Here is a 21181-nt window from a genome sequence, read left to right on the forward strand (position 1 = left end):
GGCGGCGGACTCAAATCCAGAAGGCCATGTCGCGCTCGGCGTCCTCGGGCCCCGAGCCCTGGCCGCCATCCCGCAGCCAGCGGCGATACGCCTCGATGTCGGCGTGGTGCAGGTCCGCCTCCGTGCCGGAGTAGACGCCTCCACCCGGGCCGTCCAGCAGGGCCTCGCGCTGGATGTCCATGATGACCACATCCTGCTGGATGACCTGCCGCGTGTACCACCGCACCAGCGGCATCATGGCGCGCCCCACCAGCGCACCGGGGACATCCACCGGCAACCGATAGCTGATGGCCGTGTAGACGAGGCTGTCCGTGGGCCCGATGGGCGTGCACTGCGAGTTGATGACGAAGCCGTGCTCGCCCCACAGGTAGTCCACGCGCGTGACATTGGGGACGTAGAACTTGTCCGTGTGGAGCAGCGGCAATCCGCGCGGATTGAAGAGCCGGCCCAGGCCCGTGACGGTGTCCTGTGCCTGCTTGTACGTCACCAACACGCTGCCCGCCGTGCGCCGCACCGTGGCCGGCACGCGCTTGCTGGCGGGCCTGCGGAACCAGCCCGGATGCACGAAGAGCGTGTGCGGGACGTCCATGAAGTTCTCGACGAGGTTCGTCACCCCGTTCGGGAAGCGCGTCACCATGAAGTAGACGGTCCACCCCTCCTGGTCCCAGTAGGGCACGCGGAACGGCGCGGACCGCGCGGGCTCGGCGCCGCCCATGTAGACGAAGACGAGGCCATCCTGCTCCACGGTGGGAAAGCGCGTCAGGCGTCCCAGCGCGCAGGGCGCGGTCGCCAGTCCCTCCCGCGCGCAGGCGTCGGCGTCGAGCAACTCGCTTCGCTGCGAGGGCCCCAACGAGGGCACCTCCACCACGGCGCCCGACGCGTCGTAGACCCAGCCGTGATACGGGCAGCCGATGTGGCCATTGAAGACCGCGCCCCGAGACAGCCGCGCGTTGCGGTGCAGACACCGGTCCCGGAGAGCGGTGGGCTGCCCATGTACGTCACGGAAGAGGACCACCCCCGTGCCAAAGAGAGTCCGCGCCAGAGGCTCGCCTGGCTTCAGTTCGGCGGAGAGACACGCGACGTACCAGAAGTCCTTCAGCGCGCCACAGCGCGTGAGGTCGGCTTCGGCCTCCAGGTCCACGTTGGGGGTGGGCGAGGTGTCGCGCGAGTGCAGTCGCAGTGGCGGTCTCATGTAGCGACTCCGGAGAAATGGTCCGACCAGCCCGTCAGGCGGTGCAGGTCCACGGGCTTGATGTCGCCCGCGCGCTGGCCCAGCGCGACGCAGCGAGCCTCATAGCGGCGAACCCCGTCCGCCACGCGCACGGCACGCACCGGACCGAGCTGTCCCAGGGCGCGCGCGTAGCGGTAGTGGTGTCCCTCGCAGAGGGCGTGCTCCACGGCCTCCGCGGCGGCTGCGAGCCGTGAGACGGGGGCGTCCGTCTCCAGGAACAAGACGTAGGACGGCGCGGGAGTCCACTCGGGCGCCAGCATGGAGAAGCCGGGGCGCGCGCCGCCAAAGAAGTCCGGAAGCACGGCATCCAGCACGGCCCCCACGCGCGTGCTGGCGAGCTTCTCGCCCACCAGGTCACAAACGGCGTCCGCTCGGCCGACGAAGCGAAGGTAGGGCGTCGCGTGCTGGAAGCCCTCCACGCGGACCCGGTCGCCCAGGCGGTAGCGCAGCAGGCCGCCCGAGGTGGACAACAGCACCGTGTACGTGCGGCCCTGCTCCAGCTCGTGTGCGAGGCGCGGTCGCGCGGTGGGCTGCTCGCTGTCGATGAACTCGAAGAAGTGGCTGCGCACCGCGAGCACGGGGGCGGGCGCATCGAAGAGGGGCACGGTGACGACGCCCTCCGTGGCCAGCAGCCCCTTGCCCTGCACCTCCACGCCCGGAAAGCGGCGGCATGCGGCGGGCAGTGCGTGGGCGGCCTGTCCGTCCGTCCACATGCTGAGGAGCGACAATCGAGGCCACAGCGCGCGAGCGCTCCAGCCACCTCGCAGCACCTCACGCAGCAGCGAAGCCCGCTCCGGGCGCGGAGAGAAGCGCATCCGGGCCAGCACCGCTTGCATCGCGGCTTCATCGTGCGCGGCGCCGGACGCAGGCGGCCGGCAGCGCCCTCGCGTCAGGTCATCGGCCAGTCGCTCCCCGTGCCGCTCCAGCGCGTCCATGAGGAGCGTGAGGAAGCTGGGGTTCCACACGCTGATGAGAGACAGGTCCTCGCGGGCGACGAGATGCCAGAGCGTCACGTAGCGACAGGACTCCACATCCGGCAATGCCCCCACTTCACCGGGCACCGCGAAGATGCGGGACAGCAAGGGGCGCAGCACGTGCGAGAAGTAGGCGCTGTCCTCCGCGCTGCCCATGGGAATCCCGCCCGCCGTGCGGGCCTGCTTTCGCGCCAGTGGGGAGATGGACCAGTAGCTGACGCCCTCGCGCAACGCGGGCCGGCGGTGGAGCAACTCGAAGAGCATGGGGGCCAGGGCGCGCTGGAACTCGGCCAGGAGCCCGCGTGTCATGGGCACCCGCTTGCTGGCGCCCGAGGAGCCTCCAGAGAGTTCGAAGCGCAGCACCGGCTCACGCGTGAGCACCCGGGTCTCGCCCGCGGCGATGCGCTCCACGTCCGGAGTCAGCGCGTCCGGTGTCACCCACGGCACGGCGGCCTGGAAGTCACGGGCGTCGCGAATGCGGTGGAAGCCAGGAATGCGCTCCGCCTGCACGCTGCCCACGGCCGAACGAAGCACCCGCTGCAGACACACCGCCTGCGCGGCCTCCGGATGGCGCAAGGCCCGGTAGAAGCGCAGCGCGGAGGGAGCGAGCACGGTCCGCAGGCCGCTCAGCGGCAGGGAGGAAGCACTCACGACGGCCTCACGTCCCCACGCGGACACCGGCGTTCCGCAGCCCTCGCCGGGCCCAGCCGCGAAGCTGTCCGGACACGCTCCGCCCCAGCGCCAGGAAGAGGTCCCACCAGCGGATCTCCACCAGGCACACCAGCTCCTCGCCCTCGCCATGGCGCGGATTGCGCTCGGCGAAGAAGGCGATGTCGGGGTGCAGCGCCGCCGCGCGGTCGATGGGCGCGACGCCATCCCGCACGCGGTAGTGCGCGCCCTGGAAACGGAGCGTGCCTCGCGACGCGTCGTACTGCGCGCCGAACCAGCGGGCGGCCAGCGCTTGCAGAAAGTCGGCGCGGCCGGGAGGCGGCGTCCAGTCCCGCCGAGGCATCGTCCTGGGGAAGTAGTTCACCGCGAGCAGGTACGTCTTGAAGCCGGCGCTCAACAGCAGCCAGTGCACCGGGCGCAGGGGATGGCGGAGCTTGCGCGACAGCACGAAGCGCCCGAAGCACACCTGCAACACCTTGTGACCCCACCAGTCGGGGTGGATGACCGTGTCGCCCGAATACACCACCTCCACCCGCTGCCCGCTCGCGAGTTCCTCGGCGACGCGCAGCGTGCTGAACCCCACCAACTCCCCGCCTCGCCGCGTGTGGAGGAGGATGACGTATTGCTTGGCGTCCAGGTCCTCGGCGAAGCGCTCCGGCGACACGCCCGTGTAGCAGAGCTGCATCAGCGCCAGCATCTGCCCACGCTGCGCCTCCGTGAGCGCATCACGCCGCACCGTCGAACCCTTGAGCGGCGACATCATGGCCGGGCACTCCCCTGCAACACCTCCGCGTCAGGAGGCTGCCGAAGCTCATGCGTGCGGTCCGGCGACAGCGACACCTCCTGCACGTCGCCCCCGTACCAGTGCACCCGCGCCGTCACGAGCCCCGAGTACCGGCCCAGCCCGAAATGCAGCCGAGCGTCCGCCGATGCGGAGAAGCCTCCCATCAACCCCACCTCCTGCACCTGCTCCACGCGTTTGCCCGCCTCCTCGTAGGAGACGACCACCCGGGTGCCCACCGCGCTCCGGTGTGTGCGCCCACCGTGGCCCACCAACGAGAGCCCTACGAAGTGCGCATCCTGACGCCCCTCCGAGCGCAGCGTGTTGCGATACAGCGACACGGGCCCGTGCTGATTGGTGATGAGCGCGTCCAGGTCGCCATCCCCATCCAGGTCCGAGAGCAGCACACCTCGCGAGTTGTCCGGGTCATCCAACCCGAGCTCGCGCGCCAGGTCCACGAAGTGTCCGGGCTTCGCGTCGCCCAGGTTGAGGTACGCGCGGCGCGCTTCATTCGGATAGATGGTGCGCCCCCGGATGTCGCCCCACTTGTCCGCGTACGTGTGGACCTCCGGGCCGGACTGCATCAGCTTGTGGTTGACGTACCAGTAGTCCTTGCGCTGGCCGTCGGGGATGCGCCACCGCGCCGCGTCCAGGCGGTCATCCACCATGCCATTGGCCTGCACCAGGTCCGGCCAGCCGTCGTTGTCCAGGTCTCCCGCCGCCGCGCCCCAGCCGAAGCGCCGCTCGTTGAGCGCGCCGCGGAAGGTGGCCTCGTCCCGGAACTCCGGCGTGAAGGCGTCCTTCCCGGGGCCCACCATCCACAGCAGGCTGCCCTCCGCCTGGAGCGAGTGGTGGACGTTGGAGACGTACAGGTCCAACCAGCCGTTGCGGTCGAAGTCCGCCACGGAGGCATTCATGCCCTTGTACGTGTCCTTTCCAATCTCGCCGAAGAGCCGGCCCGCCACGCGGCGGAAGTGCTTGCCGCCCTCGTTGAGGTAGACGTCGTCCGGCCCGAAGTCGTTGGCCACGTACAGGTCCGTCCACCCGTCGCGGTTGAAGTCCACCGTGCTCACCGCCAGCGACCAGTGCGTCTCCGGCATGCCCATCGCGGCGATGTCCACCTTCTCGAAGGTGCCGTCTCCCTTGCCGCGATAGAGCGCGTTGAGCCCACCGTTGGCCGCGTTGTGCCAGCCGTCATGCATGAAGCGGAACATGCGGCGGTCGTCGGGGTGCTCGGGCTCGGGCAGCCGGAAGAGGTTGAGCGGCACCGGCGGCTCGTAGCCCGGCAGGTGCGTGGTCATCACGTTGAGCACGAAGAGGTCCAGGTGCCCGTCCCGGTCATAGTCCAGGAAGGTCAGGCCCAGGCTCACCGCGTGGTCCGTCACGCCCGCGGCCTCCGTCACGTCCTCGAAGCCCGCCGTGCCCGTCTCGCGCAGCGTGTTGCGCAGCAGCCGGACGGGCCCGAAGGCCACCGCCACCGCGAGGTCCAGGTCGCCGTCACCGTCCCAGTCCACGAAGGTGCCGCCGCCCGGCAGTCCCTCTTCCTTGTAGCGCGTGGCGAAGCGCTCCAGCGCGGGCACGGGCACCCGTTCGAAGCGGAGGTCGCCGAGGTTGCGATAGAGGCTTGCGTGGTCCTCGGGCCGCGCCAGCGGGTGCGTGAGGAACAGGTCCGGCCGGCCATCCCCGTCGTAGTCCCCCACGGCGACGGAATCCCCCACCGCCACCAGCCACTTCGCGACGTGCCCCAGCCGTGGGTCCAGCTCCTCGAGCGTGTTGCCCATGGTGGAGTCGAGCCCCGCGGCCCGCGCCTCCACGCGCTCCATACGGAAGTCCAGCGGCGTGGTCCGGACGCCGGGCGTGGCGGCCAGGGTGTAGCCACCCATCATGAGACCTCCCAGCCCGCCCACCACCGCCGCGCGCGTCAGCCAGCCGGAGGACACCAGCGTGCTCAGCGACTCGCGCCACCCGCGCTGCCAGGCGGCTCGCGCGTGAACGAAGAGGAAGCGGACCGTGGCGCACGTGAGGGCCGCATAGAAGAACGTGTAGACGCTCTCCTTGAAGTGCAGCACCAGGTCCACCAGCGTCACCGCCAGCGCCAGCAGTATCTGCCCGCGCCGCGTGCCCGGAGACGTGGCCGGGTCGGTGAGCATGTAGAAGACGAAGATGAAGAACGACGGCGCGCCCAGCGTACCGAGGAAGAGGACCTCCGGCGGCAGGTGGTGCCGGAGCACATAGGCGCGCAGCGCCGTCTGGAGCGCGTAGAAGAAGAGGAAGCTGACCACCAGCCACCCGCGCCCTACCCGGAAGAAGAAGAGCACCAGCGCCGCCATGAGGATGAAGGCGGAGAGGGCCACCTCGCCGTTCGCCCACTGGTAGGCGGGCGCGGCGGTGATGAGCTCGCGCGTGAAGAGCAGCGACATGGCCACGCCGAACATGGACGGGTTGAAGACGTGGCGCCCCTGGAAGGTGAGCACGTACTTCGAGCCGATGGCGATCCACACCGGCAGGAGGAGCAGCCAGCTCGAATGCGAGTAGTTGAGCAGCAGCGCCAGCGAGCAGCAGGAGATGTACGCGCTCAGGGGGACGACCTTCTGCCGCTTCAGCCCCCAACCCAGCGCGACGTCCAGCGCGCTGCCCGTCACCACGATGGCGGCCATCTGCCACGGGCTGCGGTTGAAGCCGAAGAAGGTGAAGCCGAGCACGCCGTAGAGCGTCAGCAGGAAGGCGAAGGGCAGGCGCGGGTCGTTCCAACGAGGCCAGACCCAACCCCAGCGCTCGACGCGCGGCGCCGTGTGTTGCGGGATGTACACCTGTGCAGCCGGGCTCACCCCGGGACCAACGCTCATGGAAGCCCGCCTCCCGCCGAAGCGCGTCGCCGCGCGCGTGCGGAGCGTGCCCCGTGGAGCGCGCCCTGTCCAATCAGGTCAGGGGCTTGCAAGCGCCCCTCCTGTCCATGCATCCATGCCATGCCCGGGGCATTGCAAACTCCGGGCACAGGTCCTTCAGCACGCGCGCTTTCCGATGCCCTCTCCGCACACCCGAGCCCTTCTCGCCATCCTGGCCGCAGTCTGCATCGTGGCGGCGGCCGGGTTCCGTCACGCGCAGAATGTGAAGGGCTCACGCGGCGGACGCATCTCCGGACCCAAGCTGGCGTGGCTCTTCTACGCGGTGTTCCTGTGGTTCCTCGCGTGCCCGCTGGTGGCGCTGGACGTGGCGGTGCCGGCGGAGGCGCGAGGCGTGCTGGGCGCGTTCGCCGCCTTCATGTGGCTGCGTGGCGTGGCGGAGCTGTACCTGCTCTACGGCGTGAAGCGCTGGCGGCCTCCGTATGGCGTGGCCCATGACGTGGCGTGCATCGCGCTGGTGCTCGGCGGCCTGTTCTGGGGCCGGGCGCGGTGGCTGGGCGTGCTCGGCCCCGAGGACCTGTGGGCCCTGGCCTTCCTGGGCCTGGTGCTCGTGAGTCTGTTCGTCGAAGTCGCCTACGCGGCCCTGTTCTTCCACGCCGTGGAGGGACGCACCACGGGCGAGGACGGCATCTGGTTCGCGGACGAAGAGCAGGCCCGGTTCCGCCGCATCAACCGGCTGACACTGGCGCTCAACGTGCCCCTGTACGCGGGACTGGTGGGCCTGCTGGCAGTGGGGGCGTGGTAGGCCAAGTGACGGCACGCTCGGAACAGCCTGGGGCATGACTGCTACACTGCGCGTCTGCGCTGGCGCAGCCGGACCTCCTGCCCGCCGAGTCGAAAAGCCATGGGACACCCCACCCTCGAGAACGAAACGCCCTTTGCCTTCGACATGATGGGCCTCGCCGACGAGGACGGGCGCCCCCTGCTGCTGCTCGTCGTGAAGGCCACCTATGCCATGGGACCCTCCGGGCTGAAGCTCGCCGACACGCAGGTGCCGGTGACGTGGAGCGGTGAGTCCTGGGGCAAGCCCGGCGAGTCCAGCGACAAGTTCGAACCCGAGAGCGCCTTCATCAAGCTGGCCACGGACGTGGCGTTGATTGGCCATGCCTACCCGCCCCAGAAAGGCGCCACCGAGGCGCTGGTGGCGCTCCAAGTCGGGCCGCTGAAGAAGGCCGTGCGCGTCGTGGGTGAGCGAACCTGGTTCAAGAGCATGGGGCACGTCACGGCCACCAAGCCGCTCCCCTTCGACAAAATCCCGCTCACGTGGGAGCGCGCCTTCGGCGGCAGGGACAAGACAGACACCGCGAAGCCGGCCTTCGAGCCGCGCAACCCCGTGGGTGTGGGCTTCCGCGCCAGTCCTCGCCACTTCGAGGAGGGGCTGAAGCTGCCCAACCTGGAGGACCCCGCCACGGAGCCCCTGCGCCACTTCGGCCAGAAGGTGGTGCCCGCGGGCTTCGGCTTCACGTCTCCCCATTGGCAGCCTCGCGCCCGATACGGCGGGACCTACGACGAGGCCTGGAACAAGACGCGCAAGCCCTTGCTGCCCAAGGACTTCGACCGGCGGTTCTTCAACGCCGCCGCGCCGGGCCTCATCGCTCCCGGCTACCTGAAGGGGGACGAGCCGGTCATCATCGCCGGCGCTTCCCCCAAGGGCCGGCTGTCCTTCTCGCTCCCCGGGCAGACTGCGCCGGTCGTCATCGTGACGCTCGCGGGCGGCAAGGACGCGACGCCCCCCATGCACCTGGACACCGTGACCCTGGACACCGATGAGGAGCAGGTGACGCTCCTCTGGCGTGGACACGTCACCCTGGCCGAGGGACTCCACGATGTGCGGGGCCTGAAGGTCACCGCCCAGGGTGCGCGCGCGCCCAAGGCGGCCTGAACGGAGCCTGCGTAGGGACATGTCTCCAGCGGCGCCGCCGCGCTCCAGCTTCGCGGGGGCCTGGCTCGCACCGCGTGGCCCCGCCAGGGTATTCTGTTCCCCTGGAGGTGACTGGCATGGCGGTCAATACCGGTGTGAACAAGATGTCCGTGGTGACGAAGGACAGCGGCGGCGTCACCGTGGCCTTCCCGGATGTTTGCAAGACACCCAGCCCGGCCGGGCCCGTGCCCATCCCCTACCCCAACGTGGCCCAGTCCTCCGACACCGACAAGGGCACGAAGAAGGTCTCCGTGGCCGGCAACCCGGTTTGCGTGAAGGACTCCAACTTCAAGATGAGCACCGGCGACGAAGCCGGCACCGCGGGCGGGGGCGTGGCCTCCAGCAAGACGAAGGGCAAGGCGGAGTTCGTCAACTTCTCCTTCGACGTGAAGTTCGAAGGGAAGAACGTGGCGCGCGCCTTCGACCTGATGCTCCACAACGACAAGAACACGCCGCCGTTCCCCGTCATGCAGGGGCCCGTCATCGCCATGGGCGGCAATGAAGGCAAGCCCCAGTGCCTTGTCTGCGAAGAAGACATCTAACAACGCGCCACGATGTCACCTCCTCCCGGTAGCCCCCTTCCCTCCGAGCGGCACGACGCATCCATTCGGATGGACATGGCCAGAGACTTCCTCGCGGACGCGTCCTTCTTCTGGACGCTGCGTGAGCAAGGGCTCCTCGCCCCCGACTATTCCCTGCAGGAAATCCAAGCAGGGCCCGAGCAACGGCTGCTCGCGTGCCTGGACGCGTTGCTGCTCGGTGGTCCTCGGGTCACCCGGGAGTTGTTGCTGCCAGCGCTGTCATCGGACGAGCCGGAGCAGGTGGCCTGTGCCGCCAGCGTCCTCCTGTCACAGCCCGGGCAGGAACACCTCGGCGCCGTGCTGTCCACGCTGGCAGGCGACGGCGGCGCCCATCCTTCGAGCCAGGGGGCCGCATGGGCGCTGGAGCTCCACCCGAGCCCTCGCGCTGTTCCCCAGCTCCTCGCCTTGCTCGATGAAAGCGCCCCCGCCGTACAGGCGCGGGTGCTCGACATCCTGACGGCGTGGGGGACGGCTCCCTCCCGGAAACTGGATGAGGCCGTTACGTCGAAGGACAGCGCCCTGGCCCAGGCGGGACTGCGCGCCGCCCGTCGCTTCCCTTCCCGGCTGGAACGCGCCGCGCTTCAACGGGCCCTGGAGTCCAACGACGCGGAGGTCCGCAACACGGCGCTGGAGACCGCCTTGCGTCTGGGCCACGGCTCCGCATGGCCCCACTGTGTCGACGCCGTCCGTCGCAAGGATGCAGGCTGGGGACCTTCCGCGGCACTCCTCGCGATGGGGGGCGACCCTCAAGAGTTGGACCTGCTCCTGAAGGCACTCCAGGAGCCAGCGCTGCGAAAAGAGGCGCTCTGGGCGCTGGGGCTCAGCGGGCGCGTCACCGCCGTGGGCCCCCTCCTGGAGGCCATGAAGGACGAGTCGGTCGCGCAGGTGGCGGCGGAGGCCTTTTGCGCCATCACCGGCCTCGTCCTCACCGGACCGTTCGTGTCGGAGGCGGAGCCCTGGACCCCCGATACACCCGAAGATGAAGAAGCGCCGCCCCTGGGCCCTGAGCACGGCCTCCCCGTGCCTGCCCCGGGAGCCGTGGCGAACTGGTGGCAGCAGGTCCAGAAGGATTTCTCGCCCCAGGTCCGATACCTCAGCGGGAAGCCCTTCAGCACCGAGACGCTCCTTGAGGCCCTGATGACGGGCCCCATGCGCAGACGCTCAGCACTTGCGCTCGAGCTGGCCATCCGGAGCCAGGGCGCATTCCAGCTTCGCGTCCGCGATTGGGCTCCGAGGCAATGGAAGACACTCCAGGCAGCGAAGGCGGGCTTGCAGGGGCGATTGCCGCTGGGGCCATTCCGCGCCTTCTCGCCGTCGGCCGTCCTGGTCGACGAGTCCCCCGTGCAAGCGGACGCGCTCTTCCAGCGCGTGGTCTGGCAGCGCCCGCCCCCACCGGGTGCGCTCGCCATCACGGGTCTCGGGATGGTGTCGTCGCTGGGCGATGGCGTGGTGGGGAGCTGCGCGGCCGCTCGCGTGGGCGTGGCCCGGCCAGACGGGCTCGAGGACCTCACCTTCGTGGACGAGGACTCGGGTGAGTCGCTCCCCGTAACGGGACATGCCATCCCGCATCTCACGCAAGGGTACGCGGGTGTGGGGCGCCTGGTACGGCTGGGGACGGTTGCCCTGGCGGACCTCCAACATCACTCCGGCATGCAGGCGGGGCCGCGCACGGGCATCTTCCTCAACCTTCCCAGTGGCTTCCTCCTGGAGGCCGCGGAGCGACAGGAGCGACAGGCTGCCAGCGAAGAGACGGAGCCCGACGGTGAGGCAGAGGACACTGATGCCTCCTCTGATTTCGACGAAACGCCGCTGCTCGCCGAGACACTTCGCGAGCGCTACGCCGAGACACTCCTGCCCCGGCTGCTCGCGCAGGCCGCCGTACCGGGGGGCGTCACCCAGCAGGCCGTCTTCTTCGGCGACTCTCCCGGCTTCGTCACGGCCATGCGTGCCGCGGAACGCGCGCTGCGGTCCGGCGCGCTGGACCGATGCATCGTGGGAGGCATCGACAGCATCGTCGAACTCGAGTGGCTGGACGCACTGGACGCGCTCCGAATGCTGAAGACGCGTGAGCGGCCCACCGGGCTGATGCACGGCGAGGGCGCGGCCTTCGTGCTCCTGGAACTCGCGGACGCGGCCTCTCGCCGCGGCACGCCGGCCGTCGCCTACGTCGACGCCATGGCTGCGTCCTCTGAACCCGAGCACCTGTTCGCAGGCAAGCCGCACGTCGGCGTGGCCCTGTCCTCCGTCATCGCGGAGGTGCTCGGGAGCCTCGAGGACCGTGGCCAGACGACGGGGCTCGTCATCGCGGACCTCGACGGCACCGTGCCCCGAGCGCAGGACTGGGGCTACGCGCAGCTACGGCTGAACAGCGCGCCCTTGAAGGAGGCTGTCACCTGGTACCCCGCGGATGTGTGGGGAGGGTTGGGCGCCGCGACCGGTGCCGTCGCGGTCTGCATGGCGGCGCGCGGGTTCGCGAGAGGCTACCTGCCCACGTCGGGCGTCCTGACCTGGCTCTGGGGATGGAACGGGGAGCGGGCAGCCTTCCACCTGCGCCCGCCCTCCGCACGCTGAGGCAGACGTCAGCGCGCGAGCCGAGGAAGCATCCGGTACTCGGGGTGGGTCCGCAATTGCCGGCCCTCCGCCAACCGGAGCAGGGCGAGACCCTCGACGAAGATGTGGCGCTCGGTCTGGAAGCGCTCTGGGTGGGACGGCACGCCCGCGTCCTTGAACTCTTGGGCCCGCTCAACCAGCAACTCATCCAGCGCAATGTCGAACGCGTCCTGGTCCGCTGACGCGAGGGCTTCGCACACGGCAAGCCGCGTGGAGCCCGTGTCGGCGGAGCACTGCTGGAAAGCGGAGAGGGCACGCTCGGCCCCAGCGGAGAGCCCCTGGGTTCCCGCGAGCAGGAGTTCGTGGAGGAAGTCCGCGTAACGGAAGTCATCCTCGAACTCGTCCTTCTCCGACCATTGGCGGGGCGAATGCCGGGCGATTTCCTGCGCCAGACCGGCCTCGCCCGCGGCGAGCGCATCGAACAGCGGCGCCGTGCGGCTGGCACACGCGAACCGCCCTGGAGTCGCGTCTGAACGCGCTTGGGCTTCGGCCAGCAAGTCCCTGCGAGCGGTGGCGGACTGACGCAGGCACCGCCGGAAGGCGGGCGTGTCCGCCTCCACCAGCAAGGTGCTGATGGCGGCGATGCGAAGGTACGTAGAGAGCCGCGTCAGCAGCGTCTCTCGCTGGATCGCTGTGAGCGGCTGCTTCAGCCCTTTCTCCAGCTCCTCAACCGCAAAAAACGCATTCTCGCGAATGAAGTCCATCTTCAGCATCGACGAGCTCCCGCTGACTGTTCCAGCCTCAAGGTGAGTGCACGGCTCAGGCCCGCCCGCGGAACTCGGAGCCGAAGTCCTCCAACTCCTGGAACAACACGCCCAGGCAGTCCTCGTCCACGATTCGCTGGCCCAGGTCTTCACGAACCAGGATGAGGCTGGTCTGCTCCGCGAGCCGGAAGATCTTCACGTCCTTGGGGATCTTCTTCTCATTGAGGGCCAATCGTCGAAAACGCCTCACCTGCGTCTTGACGATGGAACTCATGCTGAAGTCGGACTTCTTCGCGTCCATACACGCGACCGACCCCAACACGTTGGCGATGTAATAGGGCGTGGTCAGGACTTTCTTGCGGGGCGTCCGGAGGCGCATGGGCAGGTATTCGATGGAATCCGCCGGTGTCTCCTGCTCCAGGATGCCCTTGAGCTTTTCGGACACCACCAGCATTGCGAACGTGTTCGGGATGCTGTCCGTCAGCGTGCTCCCCCGCTCCTTCGACAAGTCGAAGATAAGGCCCTTCGGGAACCATTCCTCGCAGCGGACACCCTCCGCGAGGAGGTAACCGCGCCCATCCAACTCTTCCTTGCGGGAAGAGTCCAGCCACGCGAAGGACTCGTCCTCGTCGTCGTCCACCCAGGGGTAGTAGCTCACGGCAATCCGCTCCACTTCAGCGCTACTTCGCGAAGGCCTGCTTCTTCGGAGCTGATGACTTCTCACTCGTTGCGGGGCAACCGGTGGAGCCCCGAGTCGCGCGACACCGAAGGAAGGAGACGACTCAAGCCTCACCGCTAATGCATGACTCAGGCCCGCTCGCGGAACTCGGAGCCAAAATCCTCCAACTCCTGGAACAACATTCCCAAGCAGTCTTCGTCCACGATTCGCTGCCCCAAGTCTTCACGAACCAGGATGAGACTGGTCTGCTCCGCGAGCCGGAAGATCTTCACGTCCTTGGGGATCTTCTTCTCGTTGAGGGCCAACCGCCGGAAATACAGCACCTGATCCTTGGTGATGTCGTTCATGTCGAAGTCGGACTTCTTCGCGTTCATGCACGCGACCGACCCCAGCACGTTGGCGATGTAATAGGGCGTGGTCAGGACTTTCTTGCGGGGCGTCCGGAGGCGCATGGGCAGGTATTCGATGGAATCCGCCGGCGTCTCCTGCTCCAGGATGCCCTTGAGCTTTTCGGAGACCACCAGCATTCCGAACGCGTTCGGGATGCTGTCCGTCAGCGTGCGTCCTCCCTCCTTCGACAAGTCGAAGACAAGGCCCTTCGGGAACCATTCCGCACAGCGGACGCCCTCCGAGAGGAGGTGACTGCGTCCATCCAGCTCTTCCTTGCGGGAAGCCTCCAGCCACGCGAAGGACTCGTCCTCGTCGTCGTCCACCCAGGGGTAGTAGCTCACGCCAATCCGCTCCACTTCAGCGCTTCTTCCCCAAGGCCCGTTTCTTCGGAGCGGGCTTGGTGAACAAGTTGATGTTGATGGGGCCTGCCGTGGACACCATGGTCCAGTACTTCACCTGGAGCCTCATCAGCAAACCCTTGACGTCTGTCGGAGGATTCCACTCCTTGTGCTTCTTGTCCTTCTCCAGCGCGGAATCCAGCGACTTGCGAACGGCGAGCATATCGGCATCCACCCGTTTTGAATAGGCCGGATGACTACCCATGTGGTAGGGTAAGCGGTGGAACTCAGAGTCACGCGATACTGCGGGGAGGAAGATGATGTTCTCCCCATTGTTGATGTTGTAGTCCACGCCCCGAAGCATCCGCATCTGGTCACTGTCGAAGTACTTATCGGAGAAGGCCTCCTCCGGAAGCAGATGGTGTGCCTGGTTGATGTACGGGGACTGGCCAATCTTGAAGTTCTGGCCGTGGACGAAGGTGTATCGGCGCGCATGCGTCAGGCTGCCAGGCTTGATTCGCTTGTCCCCACGAACACGGGTGCCTCGCGCCTGGAGCACGCCCTGGATGATCTCAAGGTCCGCGTAGATCTTGTTCCGGCCACCATTGCCCTTGATGTGCTTGTGGCCTTTATCCCGATAGTCACGCGAGCGCCTGAGCCGGGCCTTCAGCTTGCCCATTCCAGCGAGATGATCTGCCTTCGCCATGCGTGCCCCCGTGGAACTCAGTTCAACTCAATCTTACCACCGCGAATGAGCTGGAGCCCCGAGGCCCGGCTCTCCACTCGAACCCCTCGAAGAAGGATGGTGCCGTCCCGACGCAGCGTGATGCTTGCCTCGCCTACACGCAACACGATTTCCTTCTCGGCGCCGAGCACCAACCGGTCCTCCTTCGGGGTGTCCTTCGCCTCGGGTACGGAGGGCGCCGGAGCGCCAGCAGCGGCCTCGGGACGGCTCGCCACCTCCAGCAACTGCTCCAGCAGCGAAGGAGCGCTGGTGGCTTGAGCCAGTGCGACCAGAAGCGGACGTGCGGGGTCACCGTCCTCGAACAGCAGCACGACCTCTCGGCGCTCTTCCACCGCCGAACGCAACTGCTCAGCCCCGAGCGAGACGAAGCTCCGGGCCGCGACCGGCATGGACGTCGGATTGCCCGCGAAGTCCACCAGCGCCAGCCCCTCCGGATTCACCCCCATGAGCCTGCCAACACGCGCCCCGGTGATGGGCTCCCGGTGAGCGGCTTGGAGCGTCTTCTCGGGCTTGGCGCCATCATCATTCGAGGCCATGGGCCCCCCAATCCGACGTCGTGCCGTACAGTGCGACCTTCGCCCCAAGGAGACGGCGGACCTGAACGATATCAGGCCCTTCCCAACCACTCCACCAGCAGCGCCAGGCTCCGGCCCACGATGGCGCGCCGGATCTGACCTCGGTCCCCAGTGAAGACGTGCCGCTCCACCGTGGCCTGTCCACCCCGCTGGAGCACCGCGAGGTAGGCCAGGCCCACGGGCTTCTGCGGCGTGCCGCCTCCGGGTCCCGCGATGCCTGTCTCCACCAGCACCCAGTCCGCCGTGGAGCGCGCCAGGGCACCATGGGCCATGACCTCCACGGCCTCGGCGCTGACGGAGCCATGCGCTTGCAGCAACGCCAGCGGCACGCCGAGCTGTTCCACCTTGGACTCATACGAGTAGGGAATGAAGCCACGCTCGACCACCGCGGAGGCGCCGGGCACCTCGGTCAACGTCGCGCCCAGCAGCCCTCCCGTGCAGGCCTCCACCAACGCCAGGCGCACGCCCGCCGCGCGACACCGCTCCAGCGCCTGCCGCGCCAAGGCCTCCAGAGATGCTTCCGTCATGCGCCCCACTCCATCGCATCCGCGGCGGACCTGCACGCCCAAGAACGGTCACGCCGTGCGTTCCCGGCCGTGTCCTCGCTCGGGGCGCCGCGTCCGAGGCCACCGTAGCAGCCGGACGTGGGGCCCAGTCGGCGCACCGGGGCGGGGACACCGTCCACGGTCGCGCAGTCCGTTGACCGACATACCCTGGCCGCACTCCGGGTGCCCTCAACGGCGGATTCCTTGACCCATCCGCACTCGTGCGCAACAGAGTGCCGCCCGTGTCCTGGCGAGCGTGGAAGGTTGGAGTCCTGGCCCTGATGGCCGCATTCCTGGCGGCCTGTGCGTCCAGGCCGGTGGCCCCTGCCCCTGTGCCAGTCCCAGCAGAACCGGTCGTCACGGGCCCGGTCGCCGAGGCCGAGGGCTATCTGCGCGCCTGGGCTGCGGGGGATACCGCCTCCATGCGGCGCGCCGTCGTCAACCCGCCCGCGTACTTCGAGGTGATGCACCAGCAGTTCCGCGACGGGCTGCGCATCGTCTCCTCCCAGTTCGAGCTCGGACCCTTCCAGCGCGATGGCGACGCCAGGGTGGCCACCTACCGCGCCGTGCACCTGCTGCGCGGGCTCGGGGAATGGGAGCTGGAAGGAGCGCTGCGCTTCGTCCGTCACCAAGGCCAGTGGCGCGTCCAGTGGACTCCCGCCACGCTGCACCCCGAGGCCCGCGAGGGTGACCTCTTCTCCCGCACCCGCACGGCCCCGCAGCGGGCCGACATTCTCGACGCGCAGGGAACGCCACTCACCCTCCACGGAGAGGTCATCACCATCGGCGTCGACCCCACCCGCGTCCGGAACCGCGCGGACGTGGCGGCGGCGCTCCAGGCACATACCGGTGTGAGCACCGCACAGTTCGACGCGGCGCTGAGCGCGGCGGGCACCGCGACGAGCCGCTTCGTGCCCATCATCGACCTGCCCCCGCGCGCTACCAACAGGTGCGCCCGGCGCTGGCCCCCGTGCCCGGCATCTTCTTCCGCCGCAAGAGCGCCCGTACCCCGACGGACGGCTTCGCGGCGCACACCCTGGGCCGCGTTGGCGAAGTGACGGCCGAGCTGCTGCCGCAGATGGGCCCCACCTATCTGCCTGGAGACCTCGTGGGCCTGTCCGGCCTGGAGCGGGCATACGAGGTCCAGCTCGCGGGCAGCCCCTCCGGTGACGTCCTGCTCATGCGCCCCTCGGGCAAGACGCAGGTCCTCTTCCACTTCGAGGGCGAGCCGGGAGCGCCCCTGTCCACCACGCTGCGCCGCGAGGTCCAGGCCGCCGCGGAGGCCGCGCTCGACGGTGTGGCCCACCCCGCGGCCCTCGTCGCCGTGGACAGCGCCACGGGGGCCATCCTCGCCGTGGCCAGCCGGCCGCTCTCGCAGCCGCTGCACCGTGCCCTCACCGGCCGCTACCCGCCCGGGTCCACGTTCAAGGTCGTCACCACGGAGGCGCTGCTCGCCCGAGGCATGCGAGTGGACTCCCCTGTCGCGTGCCCGCCGATGACGATGGTGCGCACCAAGCCCTTCCGGAACTTCGAGGGAGAGTCCCTGGGTGACACCACGCTGCGACAGGTGTTCGCCCACTCGTGCAATACCGCGTTCGTGACGCTCGCGACGGGGCTCGGCGGTGATGCGCTGAGTGCCGCGGCTCGCCGGTTCGGCTTCGATGTGCCCTACTTCCCCGGGCTGACTTCCGCCGGTGCATCGTTCCCCGCGCCCGCGGATGCCATCGAACTGGCGGCCGCCGCCATCGGTCAGGGGCGGGTGCTCGCGACGCCCATGCACATGGCCTCGGTCGCCGCGGCGGCGGAGTCTGGCGAGTGGCGCGCGCCCTACCTCGTGGAAGGACTGGACGGCGGACCGAGCAGCCCGCTCTCGGACGGCGTCCGGGCGCCGCTGTCCGCGCTGATGCGCGCCGTTGTGATGGAAGGCTCCGGGAAGGCCGGCCGGCAGGTGCCCGGGCTCGGCGGCAAGACAGGCACCGCCGAGTTCGGCACCGTGGCGCCGCTGCCCACGCACGCGTGGTTCATCGGGTTTCGAAAGGGCGTGGGATTCGCCGTCCTGGTGGAAGGCGGCGGCGTGGGCGGGCGCGTCGCCGCGCCCATCGCCGCGAAGTTCGCGGGTGCGCTGTAACGCGCCCGAGCGCTCTTTCACTCACAGGCTCCGCAACGGCGCAGCGCCACGCGAGTCCACAGCGCGCGGCGCTCCTCGCGCCGCGCGCCGCCGACGCTCAGGCCCCGCGACGACGCAGCGCCATGGCCAGTCCCGCGAACGCCATCGTCACCCACAGCGCCACCGCGCCCGGCCCCGTCGCGTTGCAGCCGCCACCGCCCACGTCCGCGCCGCTATCCGACGAAGTGCCCGCGTCGGGCGTCTGCGGCCCCGCGTCCGGTTGCTGCGTGCCCGCGTCCAGCGTGCCCGTGCCCGCGTCCGGCGGCTTCGTCAGCGTGCTCTCATCGAAGTACGCGCCACACGCCGGGTCACTCACACCGGCCGCGCGGTGGTCCAGCGCCAGTGCATAGGCGCCCGCGCCAAAGCCCGCCATGGGCGTGTTGTACTTATACGTGCCGTTCAGCTCGTCATACGTCTCCGCCACGGCCAGGTAGTTCTTCAGCGACTGGTCCGTCACCCACTTCAGCACGCGGTCAGCACGCGCCACATCGCCGCCCATGCGCTTGGCCATCGCGCCGCGCAGGCTGACGATGACCCACTCCGCGCTGTCGTACTCGCCGCCCCAAGGGCTCAAGTCCGCGCCATCCGGGTGGTCATAGCGGTCATCGTTGCGCTGCCAGCCCGCACCCGCCGGTGAGGACAGGCGCAGGTCCAGTCCATGATAGGTCGCCTGGGCAATCTTCCCCGCCGGGTCGAACAGCTCGAAGGCGAACGCGTCGAACACCGCCGCGTCCCAGTAGCCCCTGCCCTTCCTCAGTTCCTCCAGGTTCGAGGCCAGCGCGAAGTTCCTGTCCGTCAGCTGCTCCGCCATCGCCCGGCGCAAGGACTCGCCCGCCTGCCGGTAGCGCTGCGCGCGCTCCGTGTCGCCCACCCGCTGCGCCAGCTCCGCCGCGTCACACAGGCCGCGCGCCGCCGTGAGGCTGGTGTACGTCCACGACCGCTGCCGCCCTTTCCAGTGCGTTTCCCAGATGGACGAGTCCGGACGGATGAGCCCCGTCACCGGGTTGATGAGCGCCACCAGCGCGTCCCCCACCTTCGTGGACACCGTGGGCCAGGTCTGGTCCACCAGCGTGGTGTCGCCCGTCGTCCGCTCGTAGTGCCGCAGCGCCCACAGGAAGAGACCGAAGCCGTCGAACTCGATGTTCGGCCCCGCCTCGTTGAAGTCCGTCTCCTCCACGCCGAAGCCGTGGTAGCGCGTGAGGGTGATGATGTACGGCGGCATCGAATACGGCTCCAGCTCACGCCAGTGCTGGAAGCGGCCACTGTCCGCGTTGAGGTAGTAGGACAGCGCGTCGCGGGCATCGCTCTGCATGCCCAACGTGGCCATGGCCGCCACCGCGTAGGCCCCGTCCCGAATCCAGGCGTACGTCCACTGCCCCGGCGGCAGGCTCGCCAGCACCGCGCCGTGGCCCGCGTGGCGAACCACGCCGGCAGCGACGCCGGCGTTCCGCCGGGCGCCTTGAAGCGCGTGCGGCGCGGCTCGCCATCCCTCGACAGGAACTCGCGCAGGTACACGTCGCGCGAACGCACCTGCGCCATGTGCAGCACCACCGCCGAGTGCCGCAGCAGGGACTCCTCGTCCGCCGACATGCCCGCCGGCACCTTCACCGTGTCCGTCTGGAATGCCGCCCACCGCGCCACTTCCGCGTCCACCAGCGCCTGGGCGCCGGACGCGCCTGCGTACTCCGTCAGCCACTGCCGCACCGTAGCCCCGGCCGCGGGGTCACCGTGGTGCGCGAAGGCCACGCCCACCCACCGCTCCGCGCCCGCCGGGATGTCCCCCAGGTTGAACTGGTACGCCGTCACCCAGCCCGTGCCCGCAGAGGGCTGCGCCGTGAAGTCCTGCAGGTCCTGCCCGCCGCCCCCATTCACCACCGAGTAGGCGTTCTGCGAGCCCGTCGTCGTGGACAGCCACGCCGACTTCCGGGCCACCGTGCCCAGCGGCCGCGCCACCAACACCCCCGCGAAGCCCTTCTCCACGAAGTCGTTGCCGCTCAACTCCACCGTCTCGCCATTCTCATCCAGGTCCGCCATCACGCCCGGACGGCCGAAGCCCAGGTGGAAGTTGTGGAGCGAGAAGGCACTCAAGCCCGTGACGGCCGACGTGCCGGTGTTGCGCACGCGCAGCGCCATGACGAAGGACGCGTGCGGCAGGCCCTGCGGCGCGAAGACGAACGTCGTCGCCTCCAGCGTTCCCACCCGCTGCACCAGCGCGCCCAGCCCCGTACCGCCCGTCTTCTCCGGCGCCCACGCCGCGTAGCCGCTGGCGTCCCGGTCCGCCTCCTGCGTGCTGAGCCAGCGCTGCGTGCCCCCGGAGCGCAGCCCGAAGAACGCGTCGAAGAGCAGGTCGCGGGCGTGAATCACCTTCGGCTGGCCATTCTCGAGGACGTCATTGCCCGCCGCGTCGATGACGGGCTCCTCGGTGGCGAACAGGTGCTCGCGGAAGTGCGTCACCTTGCGCTGCTCCACGTCCAACATCACCGCGCCATGCCCGTTGGACGACGGCAGGCGCAGGAAGGAGCGCTGGATGGGAACCTCCGCGCGGGCGCCGGCGCCCACGGTGCACAGCAGCGCGAGGAGCAGCACGGGCGGCTGGCCAGGTCGGTGATACTGGCGGGGGGTGGGAATCATCCGGCGGATTCTGGGACCCTTCCCGTCTCAGGCCAACGGTCTTGCTGACCTTCCTGGAAAAGGCTGTTTCAACAGGGGTTCAGCCGGGACTCTGGCGCCTCCGCGCAACCACCTGTCGCCACCCTCCCCTCAAGAAATGGGACTCATCACGTACTGACTGGTGACGCGGCACCGGACGACCCACCGCCCGCCGCAGGGGACCTCATGACTTCGCTCGCCCGGCCCGCGAGGCTGACCTGGCAGAACCGCGGCACCTTCCTTCGCGTCCTGCTGACGCAGGTGCTCTACGTCGCCCCGCTCTTCTGGTTCATGGAGCTGGCGCAGAACGTGGCCTGGCGGTGGATGAATGGGGACTGGGGTTGGGTGTTCCCCAAGTCGCCGTACCACTGGTTCTCCTTCGGGAGCCTCATCCTGTGGGCCGGCTGCGTGGCGCTCCTGTGGAGCCTGCACTTCTTCTGGTTCTACCCACGCCGCGTGAAGGTCTGGCCGCGGCTGGCCATTGGCGCCGGGGTGTGCTGGGTGGGCGAATGGGTGGGCGGCTACGTCGCGGCCAATGTCTTCAACCATCCGCTTCAGGTGTGGCCCGGCTCACCGCTCGTCTACGTCCACTACAGCGCCCTGTTCTTCTGGGTGAGCAACTGCATCGTCTATCACCTGCTCACCAACGACGTGGTGGACCTCACGCCCGAGTACGACGCGCCTCCGACGACGACGCGCCGTGCCCAGGTGGCCTGAGG

At 69.1% G+C, this 21181-nt stretch carries 16 protein-coding genes and 1 pseudogene; 6 read left to right on the forward strand and 11 right to left on the reverse strand.

Features of this window, described 5'->3' with window-relative positions:
• Positions 1-10: 10 nt before the first annotated feature.
• Genes QEG98_RS39230 through QEG98_RS39245 form a run of 4 tightly spaced genes read right to left on the reverse strand, consistent with a single transcriptional unit; the run spans position 11 to position 6501 of the window.
• Entirely contained in the window at positions 11-1192 is a 1182-nt protein-coding gene (locus QEG98_RS39230) for an aromatic ring-hydroxylating dioxygenase subunit alpha (RefSeq protein WP_316564974.1), read from the reverse strand.
• Positions 1189-2856: a GH3 auxin-responsive promoter family protein gene (locus QEG98_RS39235; RefSeq protein WP_316564975.1), complete on the reverse strand. Its 1668-nt coding sequence runs from the start codon at positions 2854-2856 to the stop codon at positions 1189-1191. The genes QEG98_RS39230 and QEG98_RS39235 overlap by 4 nt, the downstream gene beginning before the upstream one ends.
• A 7-nt stretch (positions 2857-2863) precedes the next feature.
• Positions 2864-3637, reverse strand: coding sequence for a hypothetical protein (locus QEG98_RS39240; RefSeq protein WP_316564976.1), 774 nt, complete (start codon positions 3635-3637; stop codon positions 2864-2866).
• Positions 3634-6501: an FG-GAP-like repeat-containing protein gene (locus QEG98_RS39245; protein WP_316564977.1), complete on the reverse strand. Its 2868-nt coding sequence runs from the start codon at positions 6499-6501 to the stop codon at positions 3634-3636. The genes QEG98_RS39240 and QEG98_RS39245 overlap by 4 nt, the downstream gene beginning before the upstream one ends.
• 175 nt (positions 6502-6676) lie before the next feature.
• Between QEG98_RS39245 and QEG98_RS39250 the strand changes: the two genes are divergently transcribed.
• The 4 genes from QEG98_RS39250 to QEG98_RS39265 all read left to right on the forward strand — a co-directional run bounded on the left by QEG98_RS39250 (position 6677) and on the right by QEG98_RS39265 (position 11631).
• A complete protein-coding gene (locus QEG98_RS39250; RefSeq protein ID WP_316564978.1) occupies positions 6677-7303 on the forward strand; it encodes a hypothetical protein in 627 nt (208 codons plus the stop codon).
• Between the two features lie 144 nt (positions 7304-7447).
• On the forward strand, positions 7448-8440 hold the full coding sequence (locus tag QEG98_RS39255; RefSeq protein WP_316564980.1) for a DUF2169 domain-containing protein: 993 nt from the start codon (positions 7448-7450) through the stop codon (positions 8438-8440).
• A gap of 116 nt (positions 8441-8556) precedes the next feature.
• The gene (locus QEG98_RS39260; RefSeq protein ID WP_090493726.1) at positions 8557-9021 is read left to right on the forward strand and encodes a DUF4150 domain-containing protein; all 465 of its coding nucleotides are present in this window, start codon (positions 8557-8559) and stop codon (positions 9019-9021) included.
• 75 nt (positions 9022-9096) lie between these two features.
• On the forward strand, positions 9097-11631 hold the full coding sequence (locus QEG98_RS39265) for a TIGR02270 family protein (protein WP_316564981.1): 2535 nt from the start codon (positions 9097-9099) through the stop codon (positions 11629-11631).
• An 8-nt stretch (positions 11632-11639) separates the two neighbouring features.
• On the opposite strand, the gene QEG98_RS39270 is transcribed toward QEG98_RS39265, so the two are convergent.
• From QEG98_RS39270 to QEG98_RS39295, 6 genes are all read right to left on the reverse strand, one after another.
• Complete coding sequence (locus tag QEG98_RS39270; RefSeq protein WP_316564982.1) at positions 11640-12383, reverse strand: hypothetical protein; 744 nt, start codon at positions 12381-12383, stop codon at positions 11640-11642.
• Positions 12384-12429: 46 nt separating this feature from the next.
• On the reverse strand, positions 12430-13032 hold the full coding sequence (locus QEG98_RS39275) for an imm11 family protein (protein WP_316564983.1): 603 nt from the start codon (positions 13030-13032) through the stop codon (positions 12430-12432).
• 149 nt (positions 13033-13181) lie between these two features.
• Positions 13182-13784, reverse strand: coding sequence for an imm11 family protein (locus tag QEG98_RS39280; RefSeq protein WP_316564984.1), 603 nt, complete (start codon positions 13782-13784; stop codon positions 13182-13184).
• Positions 13785-13800: 16 nt separating this feature from the next.
• Complete coding sequence (locus QEG98_RS39285) at positions 13801-14487, reverse strand: AHH domain-containing protein (RefSeq protein ID WP_316564985.1); 687 nt, start codon at positions 14485-14487, stop codon at positions 13801-13803.
• A gap of 17 nt (positions 14488-14504) precedes the next feature.
• Positions 14505-15062 (reverse strand): DUF6484 domain-containing protein, encoded by a 558-nt coding sequence (locus tag QEG98_RS39290; protein WP_316564986.1) that lies wholly within the window; start codon positions 15060-15062, stop codon positions 14505-14507.
• Positions 15063-15133: 71 nt separating this feature from the next.
• A complete protein-coding gene (locus QEG98_RS39295) occupies positions 15134-15628 on the reverse strand; it encodes a CinA family protein (protein ID WP_316564987.1) in 495 nt (164 codons plus the stop codon).
• Positions 15629-15867: 239 nt separating this feature from the next.
• Here QEG98_RS39295 and QEG98_RS39300 point away from each other — a divergent pair.
• Positions 15868-17774: pseudogene (locus tag QEG98_RS39300) on the forward strand (penicillin-binding transpeptidase domain-containing protein).
• A gap of 97 nt (positions 17775-17871) precedes the next feature.
• Here the strand turns inward: QEG98_RS39300 and QEG98_RS42560 are convergent.
• Positions 17872-19509 carry a glycoside hydrolase family 15 protein gene (locus QEG98_RS42560; RefSeq protein ID WP_410477906.1) on the reverse strand — a complete coding sequence of 546 codons (1638 nt, stop codon included), beginning with the start codon at positions 19507-19509 and terminating at the stop codon, positions 17872-17874.
• 1139 nt (positions 19510-20648) lie between these two features.
• Between QEG98_RS42560 and QEG98_RS39310 the strand changes: the two genes are divergently transcribed.
• A complete protein-coding gene (locus tag QEG98_RS39310; RefSeq protein WP_140869432.1) occupies positions 20649-21179 on the forward strand; it encodes a hypothetical protein in 531 nt (176 codons plus the stop codon).
• The last annotated feature ends 2 nt before the right edge of the window (positions 21180-21181 follow it).

This window comes from Myxococcus sp. MxC21-1 (assembly GCF_032612255.1).
Taxonomy (GTDB): Bacteria; Myxococcota; Myxococcia; order Myxococcales; family Myxococcaceae; genus Myxococcus; species Myxococcus virescens.

What these genes read in the sequence shown, in the direction of transcription:
- QEG98_RS39260 (WP_090493726.1), top strand. Translation starts at nt 8,557, where the DNA reads ATGGCGGTCAATACCGGTGTGAACAAGATGTCCGTGGTGACGAAGGAC.
- QEG98_RS39240 (WP_316564976.1), bottom strand. Translation starts at nt 3,637, where the DNA reads ATGATGTCGCCGCTCAAGGGTTCGACGGTGCGGCGTGATGCGCTCACG.
- QEG98_RS39265 (WP_316564981.1), top strand. Translation starts at nt 9,097, where the DNA reads ATGGCCAGAGACTTCCTCGCGGACGCGTCCTTCTTCTGGACGCTGCGT.
- QEG98_RS39245 (WP_316564977.1), bottom strand. Translation starts at nt 6,501, where the DNA reads ATGAGCGTTGGTCCCGGGGTGAGCCCGGCTGCACAGGTGTACATCCCG.
- QEG98_RS39270 (WP_316564982.1), bottom strand. Translation starts at nt 12,383, where the DNA reads ATGCTGAAGATGGACTTCATTCGCGAGAATGCGTTTTTTGCGGTTGAG.
- QEG98_RS39255 (WP_316564980.1), top strand. Translation starts at nt 7,448, where the DNA reads ATGATGGGCCTCGCCGACGAGGACGGGCGCCCCCTGCTGCTGCTCGTC.
- QEG98_RS39285 (WP_316564985.1), bottom strand. Translation starts at nt 14,487, where the DNA reads ATGGCGAAGGCAGATCATCTCGCTGGAATGGGCAAGCTGAAGGCCCGG.
- QEG98_RS39230 (WP_316564974.1), bottom strand. Translation starts at nt 1,192, where the DNA reads ATGAGACCGCCACTGCGACTGCACTCGCGCGACACCTCGCCCACCCCC.
- QEG98_RS39310 (WP_140869432.1), top strand. Translation starts at nt 20,649, where the DNA reads ATGACTTCGCTCGCCCGGCCCGCGAGGCTGACCTGGCAGAACCGCGGC.
- QEG98_RS39290 (WP_316564986.1), bottom strand. Translation starts at nt 15,062, where the DNA reads ATGGCCTCGAATGATGATGGCGCCAAGCCCGAGAAGACGCTCCAAGCC.
- QEG98_RS39250 (WP_316564978.1), top strand. Translation starts at nt 6,677, where the DNA reads ATGCCCTCTCCGCACACCCGAGCCCTTCTCGCCATCCTGGCCGCAGTC.
- QEG98_RS39295 (WP_316564987.1), bottom strand. Translation starts at nt 15,628, where the DNA reads ATGACGGAAGCATCTCTGGAGGCCTTGGCGCGGCAGGCGCTGGAGCGG.